This is a genomic window from Stenotrophomonas sp. CFBP 13724 (genome assembly GCF_014841975.1).
Classification (GTDB): Bacteria; Pseudomonadota; Gammaproteobacteria; order Xanthomonadales; family Xanthomonadaceae; genus Stenotrophomonas; species Stenotrophomonas lacuserhaii.
In genome coordinates, this window is the sequence record NZ_JACYUW010000004.1 from 116873 (window position 1) to 143140 (window position 26268).

The 26268-nt window shown below is 69.3% G+C and carries 22 protein-coding genes and 1 pseudogene; 22 read left to right on the plus strand and 1 reads right to left on the minus strand.

Annotation, left to right across the window (positions count from 1 at the left end; translation table 11 throughout):
• The first annotated feature begins 1 nt into the window (after position 1).
• The 20 genes and pseudogenes from cydB (at position 2) to IFT63_RS15710 (ending at position 19943) form a co-directional block, all read left to right on the plus strand.
• On the plus strand, positions 2-1015 hold the full coding sequence (gene cydB, locus IFT63_RS15620) for a cytochrome d ubiquinol oxidase subunit II (RefSeq protein WP_192085028.1): 1014 nt from the start codon (positions 2-4) through the stop codon (positions 1013-1015).
• A 112-nt stretch (positions 1016-1127) separates the two neighbouring features.
• A complete protein-coding gene (locus IFT63_RS15625) occupies positions 1128-1868 on the plus strand; it encodes a beta-ketoacyl synthase chain length factor (RefSeq protein WP_192085029.1) in 741 nt (246 codons plus the stop codon).
• Complete coding sequence (locus IFT63_RS15630; RefSeq protein WP_342450504.1) at positions 1858-2664, plus strand: lysophospholipid acyltransferase family protein; 807 nt, start codon at positions 1858-1860, stop codon at positions 2662-2664. The genes IFT63_RS15625 and IFT63_RS15630 overlap by 11 nt, the downstream gene beginning before the upstream one ends.
• Entirely contained in the window at positions 2651-2908 is a 258-nt protein-coding gene (locus tag IFT63_RS15635) for a phosphopantetheine-binding protein (protein ID WP_042612466.1), read from the plus strand. Before IFT63_RS15630 ends, IFT63_RS15635 begins: the two co-directional genes overlap by 14 nt.
• Complete coding sequence (locus IFT63_RS15640) at positions 2905-3180, plus strand: acyl carrier protein (RefSeq protein ID WP_235305984.1); 276 nt, start codon at positions 2905-2907, stop codon at positions 3178-3180. The genes IFT63_RS15635 and IFT63_RS15640 overlap by 4 nt, the downstream gene beginning before the upstream one ends.
• A gap of 22 nt (positions 3181-3202) precedes the next feature.
• Entirely contained in the window at positions 3203-3754 is a 552-nt protein-coding gene (locus tag IFT63_RS15645) for a hypothetical protein (RefSeq protein ID WP_342450505.1), read from the plus strand.
• A complete protein-coding gene (locus IFT63_RS15650) occupies positions 3747-5435 on the plus strand; it encodes an AMP-binding protein (RefSeq protein WP_192085031.1) in 1689 nt (562 codons plus the stop codon). Before IFT63_RS15645 ends, IFT63_RS15650 begins: the two co-directional genes overlap by 8 nt.
• Entirely contained in the window at positions 5425-6195 is a 771-nt protein-coding gene (locus IFT63_RS15655; protein WP_042612465.1) for a glycosyltransferase family 2 protein, read from the plus strand. The genes IFT63_RS15650 and IFT63_RS15655 overlap by 11 nt, the downstream gene beginning before the upstream one ends.
• Positions 6195-7142, plus strand: coding sequence for an acyltransferase (locus tag IFT63_RS15660; RefSeq protein ID WP_192085032.1), 948 nt, complete (start codon positions 6195-6197; stop codon positions 7140-7142). Before IFT63_RS15655 ends, IFT63_RS15660 begins: the two co-directional genes overlap by 1 nt.
• A complete protein-coding gene (locus IFT63_RS15665; protein ID WP_192085033.1) occupies positions 7132-8682 on the plus strand; it encodes an aromatic amino acid ammonia-lyase in 1551 nt (516 codons plus the stop codon). Before IFT63_RS15660 ends, IFT63_RS15665 begins: the two co-directional genes overlap by 11 nt.
• Positions 8675-9091: an acyl-CoA thioesterase gene (locus tag IFT63_RS15670; protein ID WP_042612462.1), complete on the plus strand. Its 417-nt coding sequence runs from the start codon at positions 8675-8677 to the stop codon at positions 9089-9091. Before IFT63_RS15665 ends, IFT63_RS15670 begins: the two co-directional genes overlap by 8 nt.
• Positions 9088-9714: an outer membrane lipoprotein carrier protein LolA gene (locus IFT63_RS15675; protein WP_042612461.1), complete on the plus strand. Its 627-nt coding sequence runs from the start codon at positions 9088-9090 to the stop codon at positions 9712-9714. Before IFT63_RS15670 ends, IFT63_RS15675 begins: the two co-directional genes overlap by 4 nt.
• Positions 9707-12025, plus strand: a pseudogene (locus tag IFT63_RS15680) (hypothetical protein); the annotation flags it as partial. The gene IFT63_RS15675 and the pseudogene IFT63_RS15680, both read left to right, overlap by 8 nt.
• Positions 12026-12055: 30 nt before the next feature.
• Positions 12056-12604 carry a DUF3261 domain-containing protein gene (locus IFT63_RS17725; RefSeq protein ID WP_042612459.1) on the plus strand — a complete coding sequence of 183 codons (549 nt, stop codon included), beginning with the start codon at positions 12056-12058 and terminating at the stop codon, positions 12602-12604.
• The gene (locus IFT63_RS15685) at positions 12601-13794 is read left to right on the plus strand and encodes a beta-ketoacyl-ACP synthase (protein ID WP_192085035.1); all 1194 of its coding nucleotides are present in this window, start codon (positions 12601-12603) and stop codon (positions 13792-13794) included. Before IFT63_RS17725 ends, IFT63_RS15685 begins: the two co-directional genes overlap by 4 nt.
• Entirely contained in the window at positions 13791-14243 is a 453-nt protein-coding gene (locus IFT63_RS17615) for a hotdog family protein (RefSeq protein WP_042612457.1), read from the plus strand. Before IFT63_RS15685 ends, IFT63_RS17615 begins: the two co-directional genes overlap by 4 nt.
• Positions 14240-14971, plus strand: a complete 732-nt coding sequence (locus IFT63_RS15695) for a 3-ketoacyl-ACP reductase FabG2 (RefSeq protein ID WP_042612456.1) — start codon at positions 14240-14242, stop codon at positions 14969-14971. Before IFT63_RS17615 ends, IFT63_RS15695 begins: the two co-directional genes overlap by 4 nt.
• Positions 14971-16221 carry a beta-ketoacyl-ACP synthase gene (locus tag IFT63_RS15700; RefSeq protein WP_042612455.1) on the plus strand — a complete coding sequence of 417 codons (1251 nt, stop codon included), beginning with the start codon at positions 14971-14973 and terminating at the stop codon, positions 16219-16221. The genes IFT63_RS15695 and IFT63_RS15700 overlap by 1 nt, the downstream gene beginning before the upstream one ends.
• 127 nt (positions 16222-16348) lie before the next feature.
• Complete coding sequence (locus IFT63_RS15705; RefSeq protein ID WP_042612454.1) at positions 16349-16609, plus strand: YcgL domain-containing protein; 261 nt, start codon at positions 16349-16351, stop codon at positions 16607-16609.
• Complete coding sequence (locus IFT63_RS15710; RefSeq protein ID WP_042612453.1) at positions 16602-19943, plus strand: ankyrin repeat domain-containing protein; 3342 nt, start codon at positions 16602-16604, stop codon at positions 19941-19943. The genes IFT63_RS15705 and IFT63_RS15710 overlap by 8 nt, the downstream gene beginning before the upstream one ends.
• Positions 19944-19999: 56 nt before the next feature.
• On the opposite strand, the gene IFT63_RS15715 is transcribed toward IFT63_RS15710, so the two are convergent.
• Positions 20000-21793, minus strand: coding sequence for a monovalent cation:proton antiporter-2 (CPA2) family protein (locus tag IFT63_RS15715; RefSeq protein WP_042612452.1), 1794 nt, complete (start codon positions 21791-21793; stop codon positions 20000-20002).
• A gap of 330 nt (positions 21794-22123) precedes the next feature.
• Here IFT63_RS15715 and mgtE point away from each other — a divergent pair, with 330 nt between their 5' ends.
• Positions 22124-23494 (plus strand): magnesium transporter, encoded by a 1371-nt coding sequence (gene mgtE, locus IFT63_RS15720; RefSeq protein WP_192085036.1) that lies wholly within the window; start codon positions 22124-22126, stop codon positions 23492-23494.
• A gap of 24 nt (positions 23495-23518) precedes the next feature.
• A complete protein-coding gene (locus tag IFT63_RS15725; RefSeq protein WP_042612450.1) occupies positions 23519-26233 on the plus strand; it encodes a bifunctional acetate--CoA ligase family protein/GNAT family N-acetyltransferase in 2715 nt (904 codons plus the stop codon).
• Positions 26234-26268 lie beyond the last annotated feature (35 nt).

Consider the following 26268-nt stretch of genomic DNA (forward strand, 5'->3'; position numbering starts at 1 on the left):
CATGGACCTGATGACCTGGCTGCCGGTGGCGTGGTTCGCGGTGATCGGCTTCGGCGTGCTGATGTACGTGGTGCTGGACGGTTTCGTGCTGGGGATCGGCATCTTGGCCCCGTTCGCCCACAGCGAAGAAGAACTGGACCAGATGATGAACACCGCCGCGCCGATCTGGGACGGCAACGAAACCTGGCTGGTGCTGGGCGGTGCGGGCCTGCTGGCGGCCTTCCCGAAGGCGTACGCCGCGCTGCTGTCGGCGCTGTACCTGCCGGTGCTGCTGCTGGTGATGGCGCTGGTGTTCCGCGGCGTGGCCTTCGAATTCCGCTTCAAGGCGCATCGCTCCAAGCGGCTGTGGAGCGTGGCGTTCGGGCTGGGTTCGCTGCTGGCCACCTTCGCCCAGGGAATCATCCTGGGTGCGCTGGTGCAGGGCCTGCCGATCGTCGACGGGGTCTATACCGGCGGTGCGCTCGGCTGGTTCAGCCCGTTCGCGATGCTGACCGGTGCCTCGCTGGTGGCCGGCTACGCCTTGCTCGGCAGCACCTGGTTGATCCTCAAGACCACCGGCCCGGTGCAGGTGCTGGCCCGGCAGTTGACCCGGCCGCTGGTGGTGGCGGTGATCGTGGCGATGGGGCTGGTCAGCAGCTGGCTGCCGTTCCTGCAGTCGCACCTGATGCAGCGCTGGTTCTCCGACGGCAATTTCTGGTGGCTGTCGCCGGTGCCGATCCTGACCCTGGCGGTGGCCGCCGCGCTGTGGCGCAGCGCGCTGCATCCCAAGCGCGATCTGCCGCCGTTCCTGCTCAGCCTGGGCCTGTTCGTGCTCGGCTTCGCCGGGCTGGTGCTGGGCATGTGGCCCTACCTCCTGCCACCTACCATGACCCTGTGGGACGCAGCGGCGCCGGCGTCGTCGCTGGGCTTCAGCCTGGTCGGCCTGGTGGTGCTGCTGCCGGTGATCCTGGGTTACACGGCGTGGTCGTACCGGGTATTCCGCGGCAAGGTGGAAGCCGACGCCGGCTATCACTAGGCGCGATGAGTGACGACCGTTGTCGTGGTGGGTTTGGACGTTGGTCGTCACGCTCTCCGCCCCGGCCGTGCTAGCGTGCGGCGCTCCGCGCAACCGCAGCAGTTGTTCCGCAATGATCGAGTTTTCCGTTGTTGACTGGGCCGCCTGGGCGCCCGGGCTGGCCACCCGCAGCGCCTGGCAGGACTGGGCGCAGGCACCTTGGCTGCCCGAAGGCGAGGACACGCCCGGGCTGCCGGAAGTACCGGCCATGCAGCGTCGCCGGATCGAGCGGCTGGGCCGCATGGCGATCCAGGCCGCCTGCTGGTGCGAAGCCGGCGAGGGGGCGGACAGCCGCGTGCCACTGGTGTTCGCCAGCCGCCATGGCGATGTCGCCCGTTCGATGGAGCTGCTGGCCGCGCTGGTGGCCGAACAAGCGCTTTCACCCACCACCTTCGGCCTGTCGGTGCACAACGCGATCGGCGCGCTGTACTCCATCACCCGCGGCCACCGCGGCAACAACCTGGCACTGGCGGCGGGCAAGGCCACGGCCGAAGCGGCCTGCCTGGAAGCGGCCGGGCTGCTCGCCGATGGCGCCGAGGAAGTCCGCATCGTGGTCTACGACCCGCCGTTGCCGGCACTGTATGCGGAGTTCATCGATGAGCCGGCTCCGTTCCACGCCTGGTGCTGGCGCGTCCGGCGCCCCGATGCTCCGGGCATGCGCCTGCAGCTGGGCTGGCAGGCCACCGGGCAGGCCGATGATCTGCCCGGGCTGCTGCCGCATGCGCTGGACCTGCAGCGTTTCCTGCTGTCCGCGCAGCCGTCCTGCGAACGGGCGATCGACGGCCAGTGCTGGACCTGGAAGCGTGTCCGCTGAGGCGCTGCTGCGCGGCCTGGACCGGGCCTGGCGGGTGTTGGCCACCGGCCTGAGCTTTGCGGCGTTCGGGCTGGGCGGGCTGGTTGCCGGGGTAGTCGTGGCGCCGTTGATGCTGGTTCTGGTGCGCGACCCCGCGTGCCGCCGCCGGCTCGCGCGACGGGGCGTCCAACGGGGATTCGCCCTGCAGGTGGCGATCATGCGCCGCCTCGGCGTGCTCACGGTTTCGGTCAGCGGCGCGGCACGGCTGCAGCGCGAAGGCCTGCTGGTGCTGGCCAATCATCCGACCCTGATCGACGTGGTGCTGCTGGTCGCGCTGCTGCCGGATGCGGACTGCGTGGTCAAACGCGCGGTGGCCCGCAATCCATTCATGCGCGCCACCGTCCGGGCCGCCGGCTACATCGTCAACGATGACGGGCCGGCGCTGGTGGAAGCGGGCATCGCCACGGTACGCGGCGGAGGCTGCCTGGTGATCTTTCCCGAGGGCACCCGCAGCGAGCCCGGCCAGCCGCTGAAACTGCGCCGCGGCGCGGCCAACATCGCCGTGCGCGGCCGGCGGGACATCACCCCGGTACGGATACGCTGCACTCCGCCGACGCTGGAAAAGGGGCGGAAATGGTATCGTGTGCCCCCGCGACGCTTCCACGTTTCGCTGGAGGTCGGTGAGGACATTCCGATCGGCACGTTCATCGACGAAGACGCAGCGGCAGGAGGGGAAGCCCTGGCCGCGCGGCGCGTCACCGACCATCTCACCCGATACTTCCAACCCTGTGGAGAGCTGCCCCGTGCAGGAACTTGAGCACGAGATCAAGGAGCTGATCATTTCGGCGTTGTCGCTGGAAGACATTTCCGCCGCCGAAATCGATGCGACCGCGCCCTTGTTCGGCGAAGGCCTAGGCCTGGATTCAATCGATGCACTGGAGCTGGGCCTGGCCCTGCAGAAGCAATACGGCGTGAGCCTGTCCGCGGATTCGGAAGAAACCCGCCGCCATTTCGGCAGCGTGCAGGCGCTGGCGGCCTTCGTCGCCGGCAGCCGCGCGTGAGTGACCTCAACGCCATGACCAAGACCGACCTGTTCGACCACATCGCCCGCCTGCTGACGACCAGCTTCGAGATCGATCCGGCCCTGATCGTGCCTGGCGCGCGGCTGCATGCCGACCTGGACATCGACAGCATCGATGCGGTGGACCTGATCGTGCAGTTGAAGCCGCTGCTGGGCCGCAACCTGCAGCCGGATGCCTTCAAGACGGTGCGCACCGTGCAGGACGTGGTCGATGTGGTGCATGGGCTGCTGCCCGACCCGGCCGCTGCCTGACCGCGCGCGCCGGACCTCCCTCGTGTCCCATCCGCGCAGGCTGGCTTTGGTGCTGCTGTCGCTGGCCTATCCGCCGCTGATGTACCTGGCGATGGGCCGGTTCGAGCCGCGCTGGCTGTCGCTGCTGTTGTTCGCGGTGGCGCTGCTGCGCGCGCTGGGCACGCGCGAACGGCTGTGGATGTGGTCGGCGGCCGGCACCGGCGTGTTGGCCGTGGTGGCCCTGCTGGGCAATGAAGCGCTGCCGCTGAAACTGTATCCGGCGCTGGTCAATGCGGTGCTGCTGGTGTTCTTCCTGGTCAGCCTGCGCCATCCCCCGACCGTGGTCGAGCGCTTCGCACGCCTGCAGGATCCACAGTTGCCGCCGTTCGCCATCGTCTACACGCGCCGGGTCACCCAGGTCTGGTGTGGCTTCTTCGTGCTCAATGGCAGCCTGGCGCTGGCCACTGCGCTGTGGGCCTCAGATGCTACGTGGGCGCTGTACAACGGCCTGCTGGCCTATCTGCTGATGGGCCTGCTGCATGCCGGGGAATGGACCGTGCGGCGCCGGGTGAAGGCAGCGCATGGCCATGTCTGAGTGGATCCCGCTGCACCTGCTGCTGCAGTCCGCACGGCCTGGCCGCACGGTCGGCGCGCTCGACGGCGCAGTGCTGGACCACGCCGGGCTGCTGGCACGGGCACGCCGCTGGCAGGCTGCGTTCGCGGCCGCCGAAGGGCGTGACTGGGCGCTCTACTTCAACGACAGCCTGGCCTTCGCCGCCGCGTTGCTGGGGGCGTGGGCGGCCGGCAAGCGGGTCCACCTGCCGGGCGACGACCTGCCCGGTACGCTGCAGGCGCTGCGACCGCATGTGGACGGCTTCGTCGGCGATGTCGATGCGTGCTGGCAGCCGCTGCACGCGGCACCGCCCACTGACATTCCCCCCACCGGCGTCGTGCTGGATCCACACGCCTGCCGGCTGGTGGTGTTCACCTCCGGCAGCACCGGCCAGCCGGCCGCGATCGAAAAACGCCTGGACCAGCTGGGCAGCGAAGTCGAGGCACTGCAGCAGGCCTTCGGTGCGCTGCTGGCCGGTGCGCAGGTGCAGGGAACGGTCTCCCACCAGCACATCTACGGCCTGCTGTTCCGCGTGCTGTGGCCGCTGGCAGCGGGCCGGGCGATCCAGCCACGACGTTTCTTCCATGAAGACCTGGTAGCCGCGCTGGGCGCCGCACCCAGTGTGCTGGTAGCCACCCCGGCGCACCTGAAACGACTGCCGCCGCAGTTGGACTGGGCCGCCGCGCGCGGCCAGTTGCGCGCGGTGTTTTCCTCCGGCGGGCCGCTGCCGGCACAGGCCGCCGCGGACGTGCGCGAGGTGCTGGGCATCGCGCCGATCGAAGTGTTCGGCAGCAGCGAAACCGGTGGCATCGCCTGGCGCGTTTGCGCGGATGATGCCCCCGCGTGGCAGCCGTTGCCCGGCGTGCAGTGGCGCATCGACGACGGCCAGCTGGCGGTGGCATCGGCCCATCTTGCGCAGGGCGGCTGGTGGCGCAGCGAAGACCGTGCCGAAGCCAGTGCTGGCGGCGGCTTCCGCCTGCTCGGGCGGGCCGACCGCATCGTCAAGATCGAAGAGCGCCGGGTTTCGCTGGGCGCGCTGGAACAGGCCCTGTGCCGCGATGCGGGCGTGGCCGAAGCGCAGGTGCTGGTGCTGCCGGGTACGCGCGAGCAGCTGGCCGCGGTGATCGTGCCGAGCGACCCTGCGCTGGCGCAGGCCGGTGATGCCGAGCGGCGTGCTTTCATCGGCCGTCTCACCGCACTGCTGGCGCAGGGCCATGACGCGGTGACCCGGCCGCGGCGCTGGCGGCTGGTTGCCGCACTGCCCGTCAATGCACAAGGCAAACCGACCCAGGCACTGCTGCAGGCGCTGTTCCAGAAAACGCTTCCGTCACCGCAGTGGCTTGCGCGCGATGCCGCCACGGCACGGGTGCAGCTTGTACTGGAGCCCGACCTGGGCGCCTTCGAGGGTCATTTCCCCGAAGTCGCCGTGCTGCCGGGCGTGGCCCAGCTGGACTGGGCGATCCGCCTGGGCCGCGAGGCATTCGACCTGCCACCCCGCTTCCTGCGCATGGATGCGCTGAAGTTCCACTACGTTGCGCGCCCGCACGACGTGCTCATGCTGCAGCTGGACTGGGACGCGGCGCGCGGCGTGCTGGGATTTCGGTTCAGCTCCGATCACGGCATCCACGCCAGTGGCAAAGTACTGTTCGCCGATGCCGATTGATTCCCTGGTTCCCGCCGCCGAGTACGCCCTGCTGGTCGTGGTACCGGTCTATGACCATGAGCACGCCATCGCCGAGGTGGTGGCCGGAATCCGCGCTGCGGGACTGCCGTGCCTGCTGGTGGATGACGGATCGCATGCGGACTGCGCGGCCGTGCTGGCCGTGCTGGCACGGCAGCCGGGCGTCGGCCTGCTGCGGCTGCAACACAACCAGGGCAAGGGCGGGGCGATGCTGGCCGGCTTCAGCGAAGCCGCGCGCCTGGGCTACACCCACGTGCTGCAGATCGACGCCGATGGCCAGCATGACACCACCGAGCTGGGCCGTTTCGCCGCGCTGTCGCGCGAGTGTCCGGATGCGGTCATCTGCGGTATCCCGGCCTACGATGAAACCGTGCCGAAGATCCGCCTCTACGGCCGCTATGGCACCCATGTGTGGGTCTGGATCAACACCCTGTCGCTGCACCTGCGCGACTCGATGTGCGGCTTCCGGGTCTATCCGTTGGCACCGGTGCTGCAGGTGATGGCCGAGGAAACCATCGGCCGGCGAATGGATTTCGACACCGAGATCCTGGTGCGTCTGTACTGGCGCGAGGTGCCGGTGCATCACCTCGCCACGCCGGTCACGTACCCGAAGGACGGCGTCTCGCACTTCGATGTGTGGCGCGACAACCTGCGCATCAGCGGCATGCACGCGCGGCTGTTCGGGGGAATGCTGCGGCGAGCTCCTCGATTGCTGCGGCGGCGCCTGCGGGGGCTGCCCTGATGGCCGCCCGTCCCGGCCCTGCCGCGCCGCACTGGGCGGACATCGGCGAGCGCACGTCGGTACGCGGCGTACTGGTCCTGTGCTGGATCCACCGCTGGTTCGGGCGCTGGCCGTACCGGGTGTGCGCCTGGCCGGCGGTGGCCTGCCACTGGCTGGCCAACGGCCTGGCGCGCCGCGCCTCGCTGCAGTACCTGCAGCGGTTGCAGGCGCACAGCGGGGCACTGGGGCGCGCGCCGAACTGGCTGGACAGCCTGCGTCACTTCGCGCTGTTCGGTGACACCATGCTGGACAAGCTGCTGGCGCTGGGACGGCGCTACCCGCCGCAGCGCCTGCAGCTGCACGACAACGAGGCGTTGCAGCGCATTGGTCGCGCGCAGGGCGGGGTGTTCCTGACCGCACATGTCGGCTGCCTGGAGCTGTGCCAGGTGCTGGCTGAAAAAGTCCCGGGCCTGCATCTCACCGTGCTGGTCCACACCAAGCACGCGCAGCGCTTCAACAGCCTGCTGGCACGGCTGGATCCGCTGGCGTCGGTGGAGCTGGTGCAGGTGACCGAGGTAGGGCCGGCGATGGCGATGACGCTCGGCCAGCGGGTTGCCGTTGGCGGCTTCGTGGCGATCGTCGGCGACCGCGTGCCGGTGCACAGCGAACGCGTGGTGCATGCCGGTTTCCTCGGCCATCGCGCGCCGTTCCCGGTGGGCGGCTATGTGCTCGCCGCCGCGCTGGCCTGCCCGGTGTACACGCTGTCCTGCCTGCATCAGGGCGACGGTTACCGGGTCCGCTTCGATCTGTTCGACGAACGCATCGTGCTGCCACGCGGTGCCCGCGAGGGCGCCCTGCAGGACTGCGCGCAACGCTATGCCGCATGGCTGGAACAGCAGGTGACTCAATCGCCGCTGGACTGGTTCAACTTCTTTCCGTTCTGGGACCAGGCCGCCGATGCCGAATGACCCGCTTCCCCCCTGCCGCTTCGGCGCCGGTCCGCTGAGCATCGAAGATGTCGTCGCGCTGTCCGACCGCCGCGCGCTGGCCGTGCTTGACGATGCGCCGGCGTTCCGCGCCCGCATCCAGCGCGGCGCGGATTTCCTTGACCGCCTGCTGCGCGAAGACGGCGTGGTCTACGGGGTGACCACCGGTTACGGGGATTCCTGCACCACGGTGATCCCGCCTTCGCTGGTAGCCGAACTGCCGCACCATCTGTACACCTACCATGGCTGCGGGCTGGGTCGTTTCCTCGATGCACAGGAAACGCGCGCGGTGCTGGCGGCGCGGCTGGCCTCGTTGTCGCAGGGCATGTCCGGCACCAGCGTGGCGCTGCTCGAAGGCCTCGCCACCCTGCTGCAGCATGACGTGCTGCCGCGCATCCCGGCGGAGGGCTCGGTCGGTGCAAGCGGCGACCTGACCCCGCTGTCCTATGTGGCGGCGGTGCTGTGCGGTGAGCGCGAGGTGCTGTTCGAAGGCAGTGTGCAGTCCGCCGCCGAGGTGCTGCCGCGGGTAGGCATGCAGCCGTTGCGGCTGCGGCCGAAGGAAGGCCTGGCGCTGATGAATGGCACGGCGGTGATGACCGGCCTGGCCTGCCTGGCCTGGCAGCGCGCGGATTACCTGTGCCGCCTGGCCACGCGCCTGACCGCCTTCAACGTGCTGGCCAGCGATGGCAACGCGCACCATTTCGACGAAACGCTGTTCGCGGCCAAGCCGCACCCGGGCCAGGCGCGCATCGCCGCGCGGCTGCGTGCCGACCTGCACAGCGATCGCCCGCCGCGCAACGAACAGCGCCTGCAGGATCGTTACTCGCTGCGCTGCGCCCCGCATGTCATCGGGGTACTGGAAGACACCTTGCCGTTCCTGCGCCAGTTGATCGAGACCGAGCTCAACAGCGCCAACGACAACCCGCTCATCGACCCGGACGAAGAACGCGTCCTGCACGGCGGGCACTTCTACGGCGGGCATATCGCGCTGGCGATGGACACGCTGAAGAATACCGTGGCCAACCTGGCCGACCTGTTGGATCGCCAGCTGGCGCTGCTGGTGGATGCGCGCTACAGCCACGGCCTGCCGGCCAACCTGTCCGCTGCGACCGGTCCGCGTGCAGCCATCAACCACGGCCTGAAGGCGCTGCAGATCAGCGTTTCGGCGTGGACCGCCGAGGCGCTGAAGAACACGCTGCCGGCCTCGGTGTTCTCGCGGTCCACCGAATGCCACAACCAGGACAAGGTCAGCATGGGCACCATCGCCGCGCGTGACTGCCTGCGGGTGATCGAGCTTACCGAACAGGTGGTCGCCGGCATGCTGATCGCCGCACGCCAGGCCGTGGCCCTGCGCCAGCGGGTCGGCCTGCAGGCGCAGCTGCAGGGTGAACTTGCCGCGATGCACGACGACCTCGGCCAGCGCATCGCACTGATCGAAGAAGACCGCGCGCTGGATGGCGAGCTGCGCCAGCTTCTGCAGGACATCCGCAGCCGTCAGTGGGAGCTGTACCCCGATGCATGAGTGGGTCGAAGAGATCACCCTGTCGCCCGCCTTCCACGACTGCGACCCGATGCAGGTGGTCTGGCATGGAAACTATTTCAAGTACTTCGAGATCGCGCGCTGCGCGCTGCTGCAGCGTTACGGCTACGACTATCCGCAGATGCAGGAATCGGGCTATCTGTGGCCGGTGGTGGATGCACGGGTCAAGTACGTGCGCCCGCTGCGTTTCCAGCAGCAGGTGCGGGTGGTGGCGCGCATCGTCGAATGGGAGAACCGTTTGAAGATCAGCTACGAAATCTTCGACGCCGGCAGCGGTGAGCGGCTGACCCGTGCGCACACTGTGCAGGTGGCCGTTGATGCCGCCAGCGGTGAAATGCAGTACCTGTGCCCGCCGATCCTGTGGCAGAAACTCGGAGTTCCCGCGCCATGAAGTCCCGTCATTTCCTGCGCCTGCTGGCACTGTCCGGCTTGCTTTTCGTTTCGTTCGTGGCCGGCGCCGCCGACGACGCCGTGCAGGCGATCGCCCGCGAAGTCGCACGGCCGGCGGTGCTGCGCGGCGAGTTCAGCCAGGAAAAGCAGGTCGCCGGCTTCCGCAACCCGCTGCGTTCGCAGGGCCGCTTCGTGGTGGCGCGCGAGCGCGGGGTGATCTGGACCACGCTGAAACCGTTCCCGTCGGAGATGGTGATCACTGCCGAGCGCATCCTCAGCCGACAGCCCGACGGCAGTACCCGGGTCGAACTGGATGCACGCGAACAGCCTGCCATGCGCTCGGTCAACGCGATCCTGTTCGCGCTGATGAGCGGCGACGTGCAGGCGCTGTCCGGCCAGTTCACGGTGGATGCGCAACGCGATGCGAAGGGCTGGACCCTGTCGCTGACACCCAGGTCGCCGATGCTGGCCAAGGCGTTCAGCGCCCTGCAGCTGCGGGGTGACCGCTACGTCCGCCAGGTCGACATCGTGGAGGCCAGCAAGGACCGCACCCGCCTCACCTTCAGCGCCCTCACCGAGGCACCGGCCACGCTGGCGGCGGACGAGGCGGCACGTCTTGACTGATCGCGGACCGTTGGCTGATATCCCCCATCGCGGCTGGCGCTGGCTGGCCCTTGTCTGGCTGCTGGTGTTGCTGGGGCTGGGCGTGCAGCAGGCCCTGCAGTGGCGGCAGCATGCGCCGATCGATACCGATATCCTCGCGCTGCTGCCACAGGATGCGCAGGACCGGCTGCTGTCCGATGTGACCCGGCGCATCGCCGATGCGAACTCGCGTGACGTGGTGGTGCTGTTGGGTAGCACGGATCCAGCCGCCACGCTGCGCGCGCAGGCGGCCTTCGCCGATGCGATGGCAGGCGATGCCGATGCCGCGCTGCTGCAACCGGCCGCTGCACTCGACGGATGGTTCGATGAGGCACGTACGTTCTACGCGCCGTACCGTGACCGCCTGTTGACCCCCGCACAGCGCGACACCCTGCAGCACACCGCGCCGGATACGTTGGCGCAACAGGCGTTGGCCCAGTTGTACGGCCCCATGGGCGGACCACGGCTGACCGCCTGGCTGCAGGATCCGCTGGGCCTGTGGCCGGCATGGTGGCAGCAGCAGGCGAAGGCGGCGGGGTTGCGGCTGGGCGAAGACGGCCTGCTGCAGGCGGAAGGAAAGCAGTGGGCGGTGCTGCGCTTCGATACCCGCGATTCGGCCTTCAAGCTCGATGGCGAGCCGCACATCGGCGCGCTGCTGGAACGCGCGGGGCAGGCCGCGACGAACGCCACACCGGGGGTGGAGATCCTGCAGGCAGGCGTGCCGCTGCATGCCGAAGCCGCTGCAGTGCAGGCCAACCGCGAGATCAACACGATTGGCTGGGGCTCGTTGGCCGCGGTGCTGCTGCTGGTGTGGCTGGCATTCCGTTCGCTGCGCCCGATCCTGCTGGTGGCGATGTCGCTGCTGGTCGGCTGTGGCGTGGCGTTGGCCGTGACCGTGCTGGTGTTCGGCAAGGTGCATCTGTTGACGCTGGTGTTCGGTGCCTCGCTGGTGGGCGTGGCAGAGGACTACGGCATCCACTGGTTCGCCTCGCGCCAGTCAGCGCCGCGGCAGAGTCGCTGGTCCCTGCTGCGCCATCTGCTGCCCGGGCTGTGGCTGGCGCTTCTGACAAGCGCCCTGGCCTATCTGGCGCTGGCCATCACCCCGTTCCCCGGGCTGCGCCAGATGGCACTGTTCTCGGTGGTTGGGCTGGCAGCCGCGTTCGTCACCGTGATCCTGTGGTTCCCGTGGCTGGATGGTGGAACGGTGCGACAGACCCGCTTCTCGCACTGGCTGGGCAACACGCTGCAGCGTTGGCCGCGGCTGCGTGGTCGGTCGCTGGGCGGTGTGATCGCGGCCCTGCTGCTGTTCTCCGCAGGCGGCATGCTGTTCCTGCACGTGGACGACGACCTGCGCAGCCTGCAGTCTTCGCCACCGGCGCTGATGGAACAGCAGATCCGCATTTCGCGCCTGCTGGGCATGCCCAGCCCGGCGCAGTTCTTCCTGGTGCAGGGCGCTGATGCCGGCCAGCTGCTGCAGCGCGAAGAAGCCTTGACCGCGCGGCTTCGCGCACTGGAGGGCGAGGGCCGCATCGGCAGCCACCGCGCGCTGAGTGACTGGTTGCCGTCTCCGGCGCAGCAGGATGCCGATGCCCGGCTGGCCGCGCAGGCCGAGTCGGCCGTGCTGCAGGCGGTCGGCGCGGTCAGTGGCGAGGTGCTGCAGCGACCGGCATTCGCCAGCACCCCGATCGACCTGCAGGCCTTCCTCGCTTCGCCGGCCTCGGCACCGTTCCGTCCGTTGTGGATCGGTGCACTGGGCGAGGGCGTGGCCAGCGTGGTGCTGGTCGATGACCTGTCACAGCCACGTGCGTTGGCCGACCTCGACCAGGCCGGCGCCGGTCTGCCCGGCGTGCGCTGGGTCGACCGCACCGCCGATTTCTCGCGCCTGCTGGGGCATTACCGCAAGTTGATGAGCGGCATGCTGCTGGCAGGTGTCGCGCTGGTGTTCGCCGCGTTGTGGTGGCGCTACCGCCGCGACGCCTGGCGGGTGATTGTGCCGACCCTGCTGGCCGGCAGCCTGACCCTCGCGGTGCTGGCCCTGCTTGGCTATCCGTTGCAGTTGTTCAACGTGCTGGCGCTCATGCTGCTGCTGGGCATGGGCATCGACTACGGCATCTTCCTGCTGGAACACCGCGGCGACCCCAGCGCTTGGGTCGCAGTGTGCGTGGGTGCGGCCAGTACCTGGCTCTCGTTCGGCCTGCTCGGCCTGTCCGATACGCCGGCGCTGCGGGCCTTCGGCATGACCCTGCTGCTCGGCATCGGGCTGGTATGGCTGCTGTCGCCGCTGTTCCGCCCCGCGCCCCCTTCAACGACAGGAACCCGTGACATGAGCCGTCTCCTGCCCGTGATCCTGCTCACCTTGCTACTTGCCGCCTGTGCCGGCCGGCCGGCGCGGACCGATGCGGCGCTACCGCCGCTGCGCCTGTCACCGGCCAGCCTGCAGGGAACGCTCGCTTTGCAGCAGCAGCTGCATTTCCGCTTCGGTCGCGCCGAACGCGACCTGGATGCGCTGCTTGAAGCCGATGCCGACCAGGTGCAGCTGCTGGTGCAGGCAATGGGCCAGACCGGCTTCCGCGTGCAGTGGGATGGCCGGAACCTGCAGGAGCAGCGCGCTGCCTGGTTGCCCAGGCAGGTACGTGCCGACCGCGTGCTGGACGATCTGCAGTTCGCGCTGTGGCCGACCACGGCGATTGCCGCGGTGCTGACCGACGGATGGCAGGTGGTCGACGATGGCCGCGTGCGCCGGCTGCAGCGTGGCGGGGTCGAGGCTCTGCGGCTGCAGCGCAACGACGATGGCAGCCTGCAGCTGGACAACCGCATCGAAGGCTATTCGCTGACCATCCGTTCGGTGCCCACCGGCGAGGAAGCCCCGTGAGCGCGCCCATTTTCCTCAACGACATGGGCATCGTCTGCGCGCTCGGCGCCGGCCGCGCGCCGGTCGCCGCCGGCCTGTTCGCCGACCACCCCGGTGGGCTGAGCGACTGCGACGACGTGCTGCCCGGACGCACCCTGGCGCTGGGTCGGGTGCACGCCACGCTGCCGGATCTGTCCGCGCTGCCCACCGCGCTGCGGGGCCGCAACAATGCCTTGCTGGACCTTGCGCTGGAACAGATCGCCCCCGCCGTACAGTCCGCCATCGAGCGTTACGGTGCCGGGCGGGTCGCGGTGGTGATCGGCACCAGCACCTCCGGCATCGGTGAAACCGAGCCGGCCCTGCGTGCGCGCGAGGAGAGCGGTCGCTGGCCGGACAGCTTCGCCTATGGCCAGCAGGAAATGGGCAGCGCGGCGGCATTCGTACGCCATCGCAGCGGTGCAACGGGACCGGCGTGGACGCTGTCCACTGCCTGCTCTTCAGGTGCCAAGGCGATGGCTTCGGCGGCGCGCCTGCTGCGCGCCGGCATCGTGGACGCGGTGATCGCCGGCGGTGCCGATTCGCTGTGCCGCTTCACCGTGGCCGGTTTCAATGCGCTGGAATCGATCTCCACCACCCGCTGCCTGCCGTTCTCGGCAACGCGGGCGGGCATCAACATCGGCGAAGGGGCCGCGCTGTTCCTGCTGACCCGCGAGCCGGGCCCGGTACAGCTCGCCGGCTGGGGCGAAAGCTCGGACGCCCACCACATGTCCGCCCCTGAACCGAGTGGTGCCGGTGCCATCGCCGCCATGCGCGAGGCGCTGCAGCGCGCCGGCTGGGCACCGACGGACGTGGACTACATCAACCTGCATGGCACGGCCACCCGCCACAACGATGCGATGGAATCGCGTGCGGTGCATGCCGTGCTGGGCGGGCAGGTGGCGGCCAGTTCCACCAAGCCGTTGACCGGCCACGCACTGGGCGCGTCCGGGGCGATCGAAGCGGCGCTGTGCTGGATCGCGCTCGCCGAAAATCCGGCAGGCCGCCTGCCGCCGCACTGGTGGGATGGCCAGCCTGATCCAGAGCTGCCCGCGCTGGCCCTGGTGGCCCCGGGCACGTTGGCGGTCGCCTCCCTGCAGCGCGTCCTCAGCAGCTCGTTCGCCTTTGGTGGCAGCAATGCCGTGCTGGCCCTGCAGCGGACGCCCGGCGCATGAGGATCCATCCGATCGAAAACGTGGTGCCGCACCGTGGCAGCGCCCTGCTGCTGGACCAGGTGCTGCGCTGGGACGAGGACAGCATCGAGGTGGCGCTGGTGGTGCCGGCCTCGGGCCTGTTCAACCAGGCAGGCGGCGTGCCTGCGTGGATCGGCATCGAGTACATGGCGCAGGCCATCGCGGCGTGGGCGGGCTGCCGTGCGCGGCGTGACGGGCGCCCGCCGCAGATCGGTTTCCTGCTTGGCAGTCGCCGCTACAGCAGCCAGGTTTCCGTGTTCCCGGCGGGTACCGCGCTGGTGGTCCACGCGCGGCGCGAGCTGATGGGTGACAATGGCCTGGGGATGTTCGCGTGCCGTATCAGTGCGGGCACCGAGACATGGGTCGACGCCAACGTATCGGTGTTCGAACCGGCCGATGCGCAGGCTTACCTGGAGAGTGGAAACGCATGACAGCCAATCTTGCCGTGCTGGTGACCGGTGCAAGCCGCGGCATCGGCCGTGCGATCGCCCTGCGCGCGGCCCGCGACGGCTTCGACGTGGTGGTGCATTGCCGAAGCCGCATCGCCGAAGCGCAGGCCGTGGTCGCGGAGATCATCGCGATGGGCCGGCAGTCGCGCGTACTCGCCTTCGACATCAGTGACCGCGCCGCCGCGCGCACCGCGCTGGAAGCGGACGTGGCCGCCCATGGCGCGTATTACGGCGTGGTGTGCAATGCCGGCATCGCCCGCGACGGCGCCTTCCCGGCGCTCAGCGAAGCGGACTGGGACCAGGTGCTGCATACCAACCTGGATGGGTTCTACAACGTGCTGCACCCGCTGGTGATGCCGATGGTGCGGCGCCGCCAGCCGGGGCGCATCGTCACCCTGGCCTCCGTGTCCGGGCTGATCGGCAACCGCGGCCAGGTCAACTACAGCGCCGCCAAGGCCGGCATCATCGGCGCCACCAAGGCGCTGGCGCTGGAACTGGCCAGTCGCCGGATCACCGTCAACTGCGTAGCCCCCGGGCTGGTCGATACCGAGATGCTGGACGCTGCGGTGGTCGAGCACGCGCTCAAGCTGGTTCCCGCCGGCCGTGTCGGCACGCCGGATGAAGTGGCCGCGGCGGTATCGTTCCTGCTGTCGGCCGATGCCGGTTACATCACCCGCCAAGTGATATCGGTCAACGGAGGCCTGGCCTGATGCAGCGCGAAGGACGCCGCGTGGTGGTGACCGGTGCAGCGGCGATCAGCCCGCTGGGCCAGGACTGGCCGAGCATCCACGCGCGCCTGCGTTCGTTGCGCAACGCCGTGCGCGCGATGCCGGAATGGGATGTCTACGAAGGGCTGAACACCCGGCTGGCCGCGCCCGCCGAAGCCTTCGAGCTGCCTGCGCACTACAACCGCAAGACCACCCGTTCGATGGGGCGGGTGGCGCTGATGGCCGTGCGCGCCAGCGAACTGGCGCTGCAGCAGGCCGGCCTGCTCGACCATCCGGTGCTGCACGGCGGACGCACCGGGGTGTCCTATGGGTCGTCCGCAGGCAGCCACGAGGCGATCAGTGAGTTCGGCCGCATGCTCAACAGCTTCACCACCGCCGGCATCACCGCCACCACCTACCTGAAGATGATGAGCCATACCGCACCGGTGAACATCGGGGTGTTCTTCGGACTGAGCGGGCGCATCCACACGACCTCCAGCGCGTGCACGTCCGGCAGCCAGGGCATCGGCGAAGCCTACGAAACGATCCGCGCCGGCCGGCAGACGGTGATGCTGGCCGGTGGCGCCGAGCAGCTGGACGCCACGGCGGCCGCCGTGTTCGACACCCTGTATGCCACCAGCGTGCGCAATGACGCGCCGCAGACCACGCCGCGCCCGTTCGATGCCGGCCGCGATGGCCTGGTGCTGGGTGAAGGTGCCTGCACCCTGGTGCTGGAAGAGCGCCAGCATGCGCTGGAGCGCGGAGCGCCGATCCTGGCCGAAGTACGCGGCTACGGCAGCAACAGCGACGGCCAGCACGTGACCCAGCCGAGCAGCCCGACCATGGCGCGCGCCATGCAGCTGGCGCTGGAAGACGCCGGTCTGGCGCCGTCGCAGATCGGTTACATCAACGCCCATGGCACGGCCACCGACCATGGCGACATCGCTGAAAGCCAGGCCACGGCCGCAGTGTTCGGGGCCGGCGTGCCGATCAGCTCGCTGAAGGGCTACGTCGGCCACATGCTGGGTGCCTGCGGCGCGTTCGAAGCCTGGCTGAGCATTGAGATGATGCGCGCGGGCTGGTTCGCCCCCACCTTGAACCTGGACCAGGTGGACCCGCGCTGCGCTCCGTTGGACCATGTCCGCGGACAAGGACGCATGCTGCAGGTCGACCATGTGATGAGCAACAATTTCGCCTTCGGCGGGATCAACACTTCGCTCGTGTTTGCCCGTCATCCGCTGGCGGAAGACTGAACCGCGTCCTGACATTGATGAACTTCGTGTCGGGAAACAACGCGTGGCGAGGCTTTGCCTGGCCTGACGCCTTCCGCCGGTGACGGGTTTCCGACACAATCATGCCTTAAAGGGTAAACCTGAAAGCATGCAAGCCTACGTCTACAAGAGCCAACGCAAAGACGATACCTACGTCTACCTCGCCGAACGGGATGGCTTCGGCGTGCTGCCCGGGCCGTTGGCCGAATCCCTGGGCCGGCTGCAGCTGGTGCTGGAAGTTGACCTGACCGAGGGCCGGCAGCTGGCGCGTGCGGATGCCGCGCAGGTGCGCGGCGAGCTGGCCAGCCGCGGGTTCTACCTGCAGGTGCCCCCGAGCATCACCAGCATGATGCCGCGCCACAATGACTGAGCCGCAGCCGCGCATGGTGCCTGCCGCACTGGCCCTGGGCGCGCTGCTCGCTGCGGCTTCGGCGATCGGCGGCCTGCCCGGTGCGCTGCTGGCCGCGCTGGCGCAGCCGGCCTTCGCGCTGGGCATGTCCTGGCTGCGTCGAAGCCGTGTCCTGCGTCCGCTGCCGCAGGTGGTGCGCGAAGAACTGCCTGCGCTGCTGGCCTTGTGGCTGGCCGGTCCAGCGGTGCTTGCGCTGCTGATGGCCTGGCCGCTTGCCGCCCTGCGCGAAAGCGGCAGCCTGGCCGCGGCGCTGGGCCTGGCGGTATTGCTGGGCGTCGGCTTGCTGGCGGTATGGCGCACATGGCCGCTGTGGAGCGATGTGGAACGCCTGGCCGGTGGGCTGCAGCGCCACGCCGCGGGGCTGGCCGGGCGCGAACTTGGCGCCTGGCGTGGACTGGCCGTCGCCGCGCTGGTGCTGGCGCTGTGCGCGCTGGTGGTGATGCCGGCCTGGCCGGAGCTGCTGCCGGCAGGCCTGCGTTGGCCAGCGGTGGGCGCCACCGTGCTGCTGTCGCCGCTGCTGCACCTGCTGCTGCAGCGGGTCGCCCCGGCGGGCACCACGCATCCCGCGCCGGCCCACGGCATGCAGGAGCTGCGCAGTGCCTGGCAGGCGCGCGAGCAGTCCGACGCCGATCCGGCACCGGTCGCACTTGAAGCCATGCCGGCCGACGCGCTGGCGCCGGCACTGTACGAAGCGGCGCGCCACGGCCGGATCGACCGCGCGCTGCAGCTGTTGCAGGCCGGTGCCGACCCGCACGCCACGCCGGATCCGCAGTGGCGCGACCAGCGCAACCTGCCCGTGCTCGCCGCGGTGCTGCCGGACCTGCGCCTGCTGCGCGAACTGATCGCGCGCGGCGTGGATGTGAACGCCCCGCACAAGGGCATGACGCCGCTGCTGGCGGCCACCCGTGACAGCTGGCATGGGCGCCCGGAAGCGGTGATGACCCTGCTCGCCAACGGTGCCGATTCGCGTGCCACTGATGCCGACGGCAATACGCCGCTGCACCACGCAGCGCGCAGTTCCGACCCCGGCGTCGCCGCGCTGCTGCGCGATGCCGCCGCCGAAATCGACGCGCTCAACAACGAAGGTTGGTCGCCGCTGGCGGTGGCCTGCCAGGTCGGCAACTGGCGCCTGGCGCGGTTCCTGCTGGAGCGCGGCGCCCGTACCGAACCGGCCGAAGGCATTCCGGTGCTGTTGGCCGCCGCGGCAACCGAAGATGATGATCCGGCCGGCGTGCAGCTGCTGCTGAAGCACAAGGCGCGTGCCGATGCGCGTGATCGCCAGCGCCGCAGTGCGCTGCACGAAGCCGCCCTGGCCGGGCACACCGCGATCCTGGACGCCCTGCTTGCCGCCGGTGCCAACCTGGAAGCGCGCGATGCGCTCGGCCGGACCCCGCTGCTGGAGGCCGCCGCCGGTGGGCGCGCGGCGGTCATCGAGCACCTCCTGCGCCACAACCCCGATGTAGCGGCGGTCGATGCCGACGGCCGCAACGCCCTGCTGCTGGCCGCCATGGCGACCGATGTGCCGCCGTTGGTGGTGAAGCGGCTGCTGGAGCTGGGGCTGGTTGCCGACCTGGACGATCCGTTGGCGCGGCGCGCGGTGGACAGCGCGGCCGAAGCCGGGCGCTGGGCCATCGTGGCCATGCTGGATCCTGCCTACCCGTTGCCCGCCGCAGTCAGCGACGGTCTGGTGGCGGCCAGCGAAGGCAGCGACGTGGCGACGTCGCTGTTGCCGGACCGGCCACCGCTCGAGCTGCTGCGCGAATCGCTGCGCTTTGGCAACCTGGACGGGATGGAATCGATGGCGCGCCTGTGCCGTGCCGAAGAACTGGGCAGCCTGTTGCACGAACCGGAACTGGCGCTGGAGCCGCGCGCCATCGGTTGGCTGCTGCAGCAGGGCGCGTCGCACGACGTACTGGATGCCTGCACTGATACGCCGATGTTCGCGCTGCTGGCACGCGGCGTGGATGCGGTGCCGGCGCTGCAGGTGATGCTGGAGCAGGGCGTTTCGCCTGCCGGCAGTGGTGGTCTGGCGCGGTTCCTCGCCGCCTGCGCGCAGCATGACCAGGCCAGTCGCGGGCTGGAGCAGCTCGCGCTGGAACTGCTGGAGCGCGGCGCGGACCCGTTCGCTGCATCGCCCGCCGGCGATCCGCCGCTGGCCTTGGCCGTGCGCTTGGGCTGGCTGCGCCTGCAGCAGTCGCTGCTGGGCCTGGGCGTGGATCGCGAGGCACGCGACAGCCATGGCATGACCGCCCTGCACCTGGCCACTGCGCTGGGACGCGAAGCCGCGCTCAAGCTGCTGGTGCGCCACGGCGCCTCGCCGGAAGCGCGTGCGGCTGATGGACAGACGCCGCTGGGTGTGGCGCTGTCCAGCGGCCGTCGTGACCTGGCGGATTGGCTGGACTGGCGCGTCTGGTCGTTGCCACGACGGACACTGCGCGAATCCGACCTGGCCGCTGCGGCCACGGCCGGTGACGTGGATGCCGTGCGCCGGCTGATCGATCTTGGCTTCGCCGTGGACAGCGTCGACGCGCAGGGCTGCACCGCCCTGCTGCGTGCGGCCGGTGGTGGGCACCTTGCGGTGGTGGACCTGCTGCTGGCGCGCAATGCCGATCCGCAGCATGCCTCGGCCAGTGGCGCTACGCCGCTGTCGGCGGCAGTCAGCATGCGCCAGATGGATATCGTGTCCGCGTTGTTGGATGCCGGTGCACAGCTGGAACACCGCCTGCCCGGCGGGGTCACGGTGCTGATGCTGGCCTCGGCGCTGGGCCTTCCGGATATCGTGGCGCGGCTGTTGAGCGCCAGTGCCGACGTCCATGCGAGCGACGCGCAGCAGCTGGCCGCGCTGCATTGCGCTGCGCTGTACGGGTTCTCCGCTCGTGACCGCTCGCGCCTGCTGGCGCTGCTGGATACCCTGCTGCTGGCCGGCGCGGAGCCGGACAAGGCGGCTGCCGGCGAGGTGACGCCGTTGCTGCTGCTGCTCGGCGCGCGTGCCGAACCGGGGACCGCCTGCGACGAACAGGTGGTACTGGCCGGTGTTGAACGTCTGTTGGATGAAGACGTTTCGCTGGAGGTGCGTGATCCGCGCGGCTTCGGCCCGCTGCACCTGGCAGCGTTGCACGGACTGCCGCTGCTCGTGCAGCGCCTGCTGCGTGCCGGTGCCGATCCAGAGGCACGCGACACGCTCAACCGCAGCCCCCGCGAAATCGCCGTGATGCGCGGCTTCATCGACGTGGCCGCCGAGTTCCAGCCACGCGTGCCCGGCGTGTCCTCGATGGCGCGGTTCCTGCGCGAATGAATCTGCGGTAGTGACGGCCCCGGTGGGTGACGACCGTTGGTCGTCACGCTCTTCGGCTACCGCTCCGGCGGCGCGTCCTTTCCGCTTCCCGCATCCGCTTCAAACAGGTGCATCAGGTCATTGCGTGCATCGCGCGAGGTCTGGATCACCGCCGCCTCGTCGTCATACACCAGGTATTGATCGCGCAGCAGCTTCTCATCATGTTCGCGGAACCGCTGCACATGCCGACGGGCCGTCTCCTCGGACACCCCCAGCAGCTTCAGCACCTGTTCGCTGAGTTCCAGGCTGGTGCCGAACACCTCGCGGAACGGCTCGGCCCCCATGTCCATCAGCCGCCACGCATGCTGGCGGTTGCGTGCCCGCGCCAGCACCCGCGCGTCCGGATACAACCGCCGGATCATCCGCGTCGCGCGCAGGTTGGTTTCCGGATCATCCATGGTCACCACGAACACCGCGATCTCCGCCCCGCCGGCCGCGCGCAGCATCTCCGGCCGGGTCGGATCGCCGTAGTACAGCTGGTTGCCGAAGCGGCGCAGGTCGGCCACGGTATCCGGATTGACCTCCAGCGCGACGAACGGCACTTTCTGCGCGGTCAGCAGTCGCGCCACCACCTGGCCGAAGCGCCCCATCCCGGCGATCAGCACCTTCGGACGCTGGTCCGGGTTCACCTCATCGGCCGGCGCGGCGTCGGGCTTGGCCACGGTCTCGCGGCCGATCAGCCGCAGCAGTGCAATCAACAGCAGTGGAGTCAGCCCCATCGACAGGCCGACGATGGCCACCAGCCGGTCATGGTTGGCACTGCCCAGCAGCAGCGCACGTTGGGCTTCGTTGAACACCACGAAGGCGAACTCACCGCCCAGCCACAGCACGCTGCCCAGCATCAGTGCCTGGCGCGCGCCGAGCCGGGCCAGCCGTCCAATCGCATACAACAGGCCGAACTTCACCACCAGCAGCACGCCCACGCCGGCGGCGATCATGCCCGGTTCGGCGGCGATGCGGTCCAGGTCGATGCCCATGCCCACGGCGATGAAGAACAGGCCGAGGAACAAGCCCTTGAAGGGTTCGATCTGCGCTTCCAGTTCATGCCGGAACTCCGAATCGGACAACAGCACACCGGCCAGGAACGCGCCCAGGCTGGGGCTCAGGCCGGCCTCCTGCAGAAACCAGGCGGTGCCCAGCACCACCAGCAGGGCGGTGGCGGTGAACATTTCCGGGCTGCGCGTGCGCGCGACCATGCCGAACACGCGGCGCAGCAGCGGCCGGCCACACAGGATCACCACCGCCAGTGCGCCGACGGCCACCGCCACGTCCTGCCAGTGCAGGGTCTGGTTGCGCGCACCCCCCAGCAGTGGAATGGCGGCCAGCAGCGGGATGGCGATCAGGTCCTGGAACAGCAGTATCGCGAACGCCAGCCGGCCATGATCGCTGTTGAGCGCCTTGTGTTCGGACAGCAGCTGCAGGCCCACCGCGGTGGAGGACAGCGCCAGCGCCACACCGACCACCAGCGCGCTCTTCCAGTGGAAATGATCCAGCATCAACAGGCCGCCCAGCACCAGCGCGCAGGTCGCCACCTGCAGCGCCCCGGCACCGAACACCGAACGCCGCATCACCTTCAACCGCGATGGCGACAGCTCCAGCCCGATCACGAACAGCAGCATCACCACGCCGATTTCGGCCGCGCCCAGGATCCGGTCCGTATCCTGCACGAAGCCCAGCCCATCCGGCCCCAGCACCACGCCGGCGGCCAGGTAACCAAGCACTGCGCCGAAGCCCAGCCGGCGAAACACCGGCACCGCGATGACGGCCGCAAGCAGCAGGACCAGGGCAAGTTCGAGCACGCCGCTATGCATGGGAAGTCGAGGTCATGGCCGCAGGAGGAAGGGCACGCCGAATGACGGCCGGCCCTTGCGCGACATTATGCGCCGCCCGCCGCCGCCCGCACGGTGGTGCAGCTGAGCCACGCCAAACCCGGCCGCCACACCGGGGTTGACCCATGCTGCCCACGGGTTCATCCTGCCCCCCGCCGCGGCCCGCCCGCTGGCACCACCCTTCCGGAATCCAACCCCCATGTCCAGCGACAGTAGAAGTCGACCTCGTTCGACGCCAGCGACGGCGACCGCCTGACAGGGACGGTTCGCCTGCGTTGGCGTTGCAGCTGCAACGACGAAAGGCGAACCACGATGAACCAGAAGCAGATGCTGCGTCCCGCCACCGACGCCGCCACCACGGCCGCACCGCTGGCTAACTTCAACACCGCCGACGCGGTGGAATACCTCAACACCCTGCCCATCGCCGCGGCGGTCGACCTGCTTGCCGCACTGCCGCTGCCGCGTGCGGTTAAGCTGCTTGAAGCGCCCGAACTGCAGCGTGCCGGCGCGCTGGTGGCGGCCTTGCCGCCGGCCCGGGCGGCCGCGCTGCTGGGGCTGATGGCCGACGACCGCGCCACCGACATCGTCCACGAACTGGACCAGGACGAGCGCGCGCGGCTGGTGCCGCTGATCGGCGCCGAGGCGCGCCAGGTCATCCAGACCCTGCTCAGCTACCCGCCGGATACGGCCGGCGCCCTGATGACCACTGAGTTCGTCAGCGTGCCGGCCAACTGGACGGTGGGCCAGACCCTGCAGCACATCCGCGAAGTGGAGCGCACGCGCGAGACCGTCTATGCCATCTACGTGCTCGACCCGACCAGCCGCCAGTTGCGCCAGGTGGTGACCATGCGCCGGCTGATCACCGGCCTGCCTGACGCATCGATCCTGGACGTGGCGCAGGTCAACGCACCGGTGACGGTGGACGTGGCGATGGACCAGGAAGAAGTGGCGCAGCTGATCCGCCGCCACGACCTGCTGGCGATCCCGGTGGTGGATGCCGGCATGCAAATGCTCGGCATCGTCACCGTGGATGACATCCTGGACGCGTTGATCGAGGAATCCACCGAAGACGCGCACAAGTTCGGCGGCATGGAAGCGCTGGAAAAGCCCTACATGCAGATCGGCTTCCTGGAAATGCTGCGCAAGCGCGGTGGCTGGCTGAGCGTGCTGTTCCTCGGTGAGATGCTGACTGCCAGTGCGATGCAGCATTACGAAGATGAGCTGGCGCGCGCGGTGGTGCTGACCCTGTTCATCCCGCTGATCATGAGCTCCGGCGGCAACTCCGGTTCGCAGGCCACCTCGTTGCTGATCCGCAGCCTGGCGCTGCGCGAACTGCGGCTGCGTGACTGGTGGAGGGTCGCCCTGCGCGAACTGCCGACCGGCATCGTGCTGGGCACGATCCTGGGCAGCCTGGCGATGACCCGCATCGTCATCTGGCAGCTGGGCGGCCTGCACGATTACGGCGAACACTGGCTGCTGCTGGCGCTCACCGTGGCGGCAGCACTGGTCGGCATCGTCACCTTCGGGTCGCTGTCCGGATCGATGCTGCCGTTCGCGCTCAAGCGCCTCGGCTTCGACCCGGCCAGTGCCTCGGCCCCATTCGTGGCCACTCTGGTCGATGTGACCGGCCTGGTGATCTACTTCAGCATCGCCGCCAGCATCCTCCACGGCACCCTGCTGTAACCCCTTTTTTGCTCTACTAGCGGCATGAGCACTTACAACCTGCAGTCCGTGTTCCGCCCGCAGTCGGTCGCCGTGATCGGCGGCAGTCCGCGTGATCGCTCGGCCGGTCGGGCGGTGATGCGCAACCTGCGCGGGGCGGGATTCGCCGGCAAGGTCGCCTGGGTCAATCCGCGCCACGCGGAGATCGATGGCACCCGCACCATCAAGCGGCTCAAGGACCTGGACTGGGTACCGGAGCTGGTGGTGGTGACCGCCCCGGCCAGCATCGTGCCGCAGGTGATCGCCGATGCCGCCGCGCTGGGCGTGGCGGCGGCGATCATCCTCACCGCGCACCTTGGCGAGGGGCCCGGCTCGCTGGCCGCGCAGGTGGAAGCCAGTGCCCGCGGCAAGGGCCTGCGCATCCTCGGGCCGCATTGCCTGGGCGTCATCGCACCGCATGCGCGTTTGAACGCCAGCATCGCCGCCCACGTTCCCCAGGCAGGCGACCTGGCGCTGATTTCCGAGTCCAGCGCGATCGCCGCCGCGCTGGTGGAATGGGGCGTCGCGCGTTCGGTGGGCTTCTCGGCGGTGGTGTCGCTGGGCGACACGATGGACGTGGACTTCGGCGATCTGCTGGACTACTTCGCCACCGACTACCGCACGCGCGCCATCCTGTTGTACGTGGAACAGATCAAGGATGCGCGCAAGTTCATGTCGGCCGCACGTGCCGCCGCGCGCTCAAAGCCGGTGATGGTGGTCAAGTCCGGCCGGGCCGAGCGCATCATGCCGGGCAACGATACCCACGTGCAGGCGCTGGCGCGCGCCGATGATGTCTACGGTGCGGCGTTCAACCGCGCCGGCCTGCTGCGCGTGAGCGCGCTGGACGAGCTGTTCACCGCTGCCGAAACACTGGGACGGCTGGGCTCGTTTCCCGGCCGTCGGCTGGCCATCCTCAGCAACGGCGGCGGCGTCGGGCGGCTGGCGGTGGACCAGCTGGCGGCGCTGCGCGGCACCCTCGCCACGCTGTCGGAGAGCACCGTGCAGCAGCTCGATGCGGTGTTGCCGCAGGGCTGGTCACGTTCCAATCCGGTGGACATCGTGGTGGACGCCGATGGCGAGCGCTATGCCGCCGCCATCGAAGCGCTGCTGGCTGACAACGAAAACGACGCGCTGCTGGTGGTCAACGTGCCGACCGCTTTCACCTCCTCCGCAGATGCGGCGCAGGCGCTCACCCGCACCCTGGGCCTGCGTCCGCGGCACCAGCGTGACAAGCCGGTGTTCGCGGTGTGGCTGGGCAACGACGAGCGCGCAACGGCAACCCTCAACGCCGCGCGCGTGCCGACCTACCCCACCGAAGCCGAAGCAGTGCGTGGCTTCCAGCACCTGGTCCGCTACCGCGATGCGCAGAGCGCACTGATGGAGACCCCGCCCAGCCTGCCACAGGATTTCGTGGTCGATGCAGGTGCCGCGCGCGCGATCGTCGACACGGCCCTGGCGGCCGGCCAGCGTTGGCTGGACCCGCTGGCCACGCATGCGCTGCTGAAGGCGTACGGCATTCCTTCGGCGCCGGTGCTGCATGCCCGCGACGCGCATGAAGCGATGGACCTGGCCCAGCCGCTGCTGGAACAGGGCGCCAGCGTGGCGCTGAAGATCCTCTCGCCGGACATCCCGCACAAATCCGAAGTGGACGGCGTGCGCCTCAACCTGTCCACGCTGGCAGCGGTACAGGCAGCGGCCACCAGGATCCTGGCGCGTGCGCGCGAACTGCGCCCCGATGCGCGCATCGATGGCCTGCTGGTGCAGCCGACCATCGTGCGGCCGAAGTCGCGCGAGTTGATCGCCGGTATCGCCGATGACGCGACGTTCGGCCCGGTGATCGTGTTCGGCCGTGGCGGCACCGCAGTGGAAGTGATCAACGACAAGGCGCTGGCATTGCCACCGCTGGACCTGCGGTTGGCGCACGAGCTGATCGGCCGCACCCGGGTCTCGCGCATCCTCAAGCCGTACAGCGATTTCCCGGCCGCCGATGAGCGCGCCGTCGCCCTGGTGCTGGTCAAGCTGGCGCAGCTGGCGGCCGACATTCCCGAAGTACGTACGCTGGACATCAATCCGCTGTTGGCCGATCGGGACGGCATCCTGGCGCTGGATGCGCGGGTCGCCATCGCGCCCTCGCGCATCCTGCACAAAGGCCGTGGCCACCCGCGTTTCGCGGTATTTCCATATCCGAAGGAGTGGGAGCGTACGTTGCAGCTGTCCGATGGCAGCAACGCCTTCGTTCGGCCGGTGCGGCCGGAAGACGACGCGCTGTTCCGCGCGTTCTTCGCCCGCGTCAGCGATGAAGACCTGCGCCTGCGCTTCTTCCAGTCGGTCAAGCATTTCAGCCACGAGTTCATTGCCCGCCTGACCCAGCTGGACTACGCGCGCTCCATCGCGCTGGTGGCGATCGATCCGCGCAGCGGTGACATGCTCGGTGCCGTCCGCCTGCATGCAGACGCCGACTACCATCGCGGCGAGTACGGCATCCTGATCCGTTCGGACCTGAAGGGCCACGGCATCGGCTGGCGGCTGATGACGATCATGATCGAGTACGCGAAATGGCTGGGGCTGGACGTGGTGGAAGGGCAGGTACTGCGCGAGAACAGCACGATGATCGCGATGTGCCAGAGCCTGGGCTTCAGCACCCGGTTGGATCCGGATGATTCGACGGTGATGATGGTGAGCCTGCCGGTGCAGCAGGTGGCCGCGCAGCTGCTGGAATGATCCCGCCGCGCTTGGTAGTGACGGCCGCTGGCCGT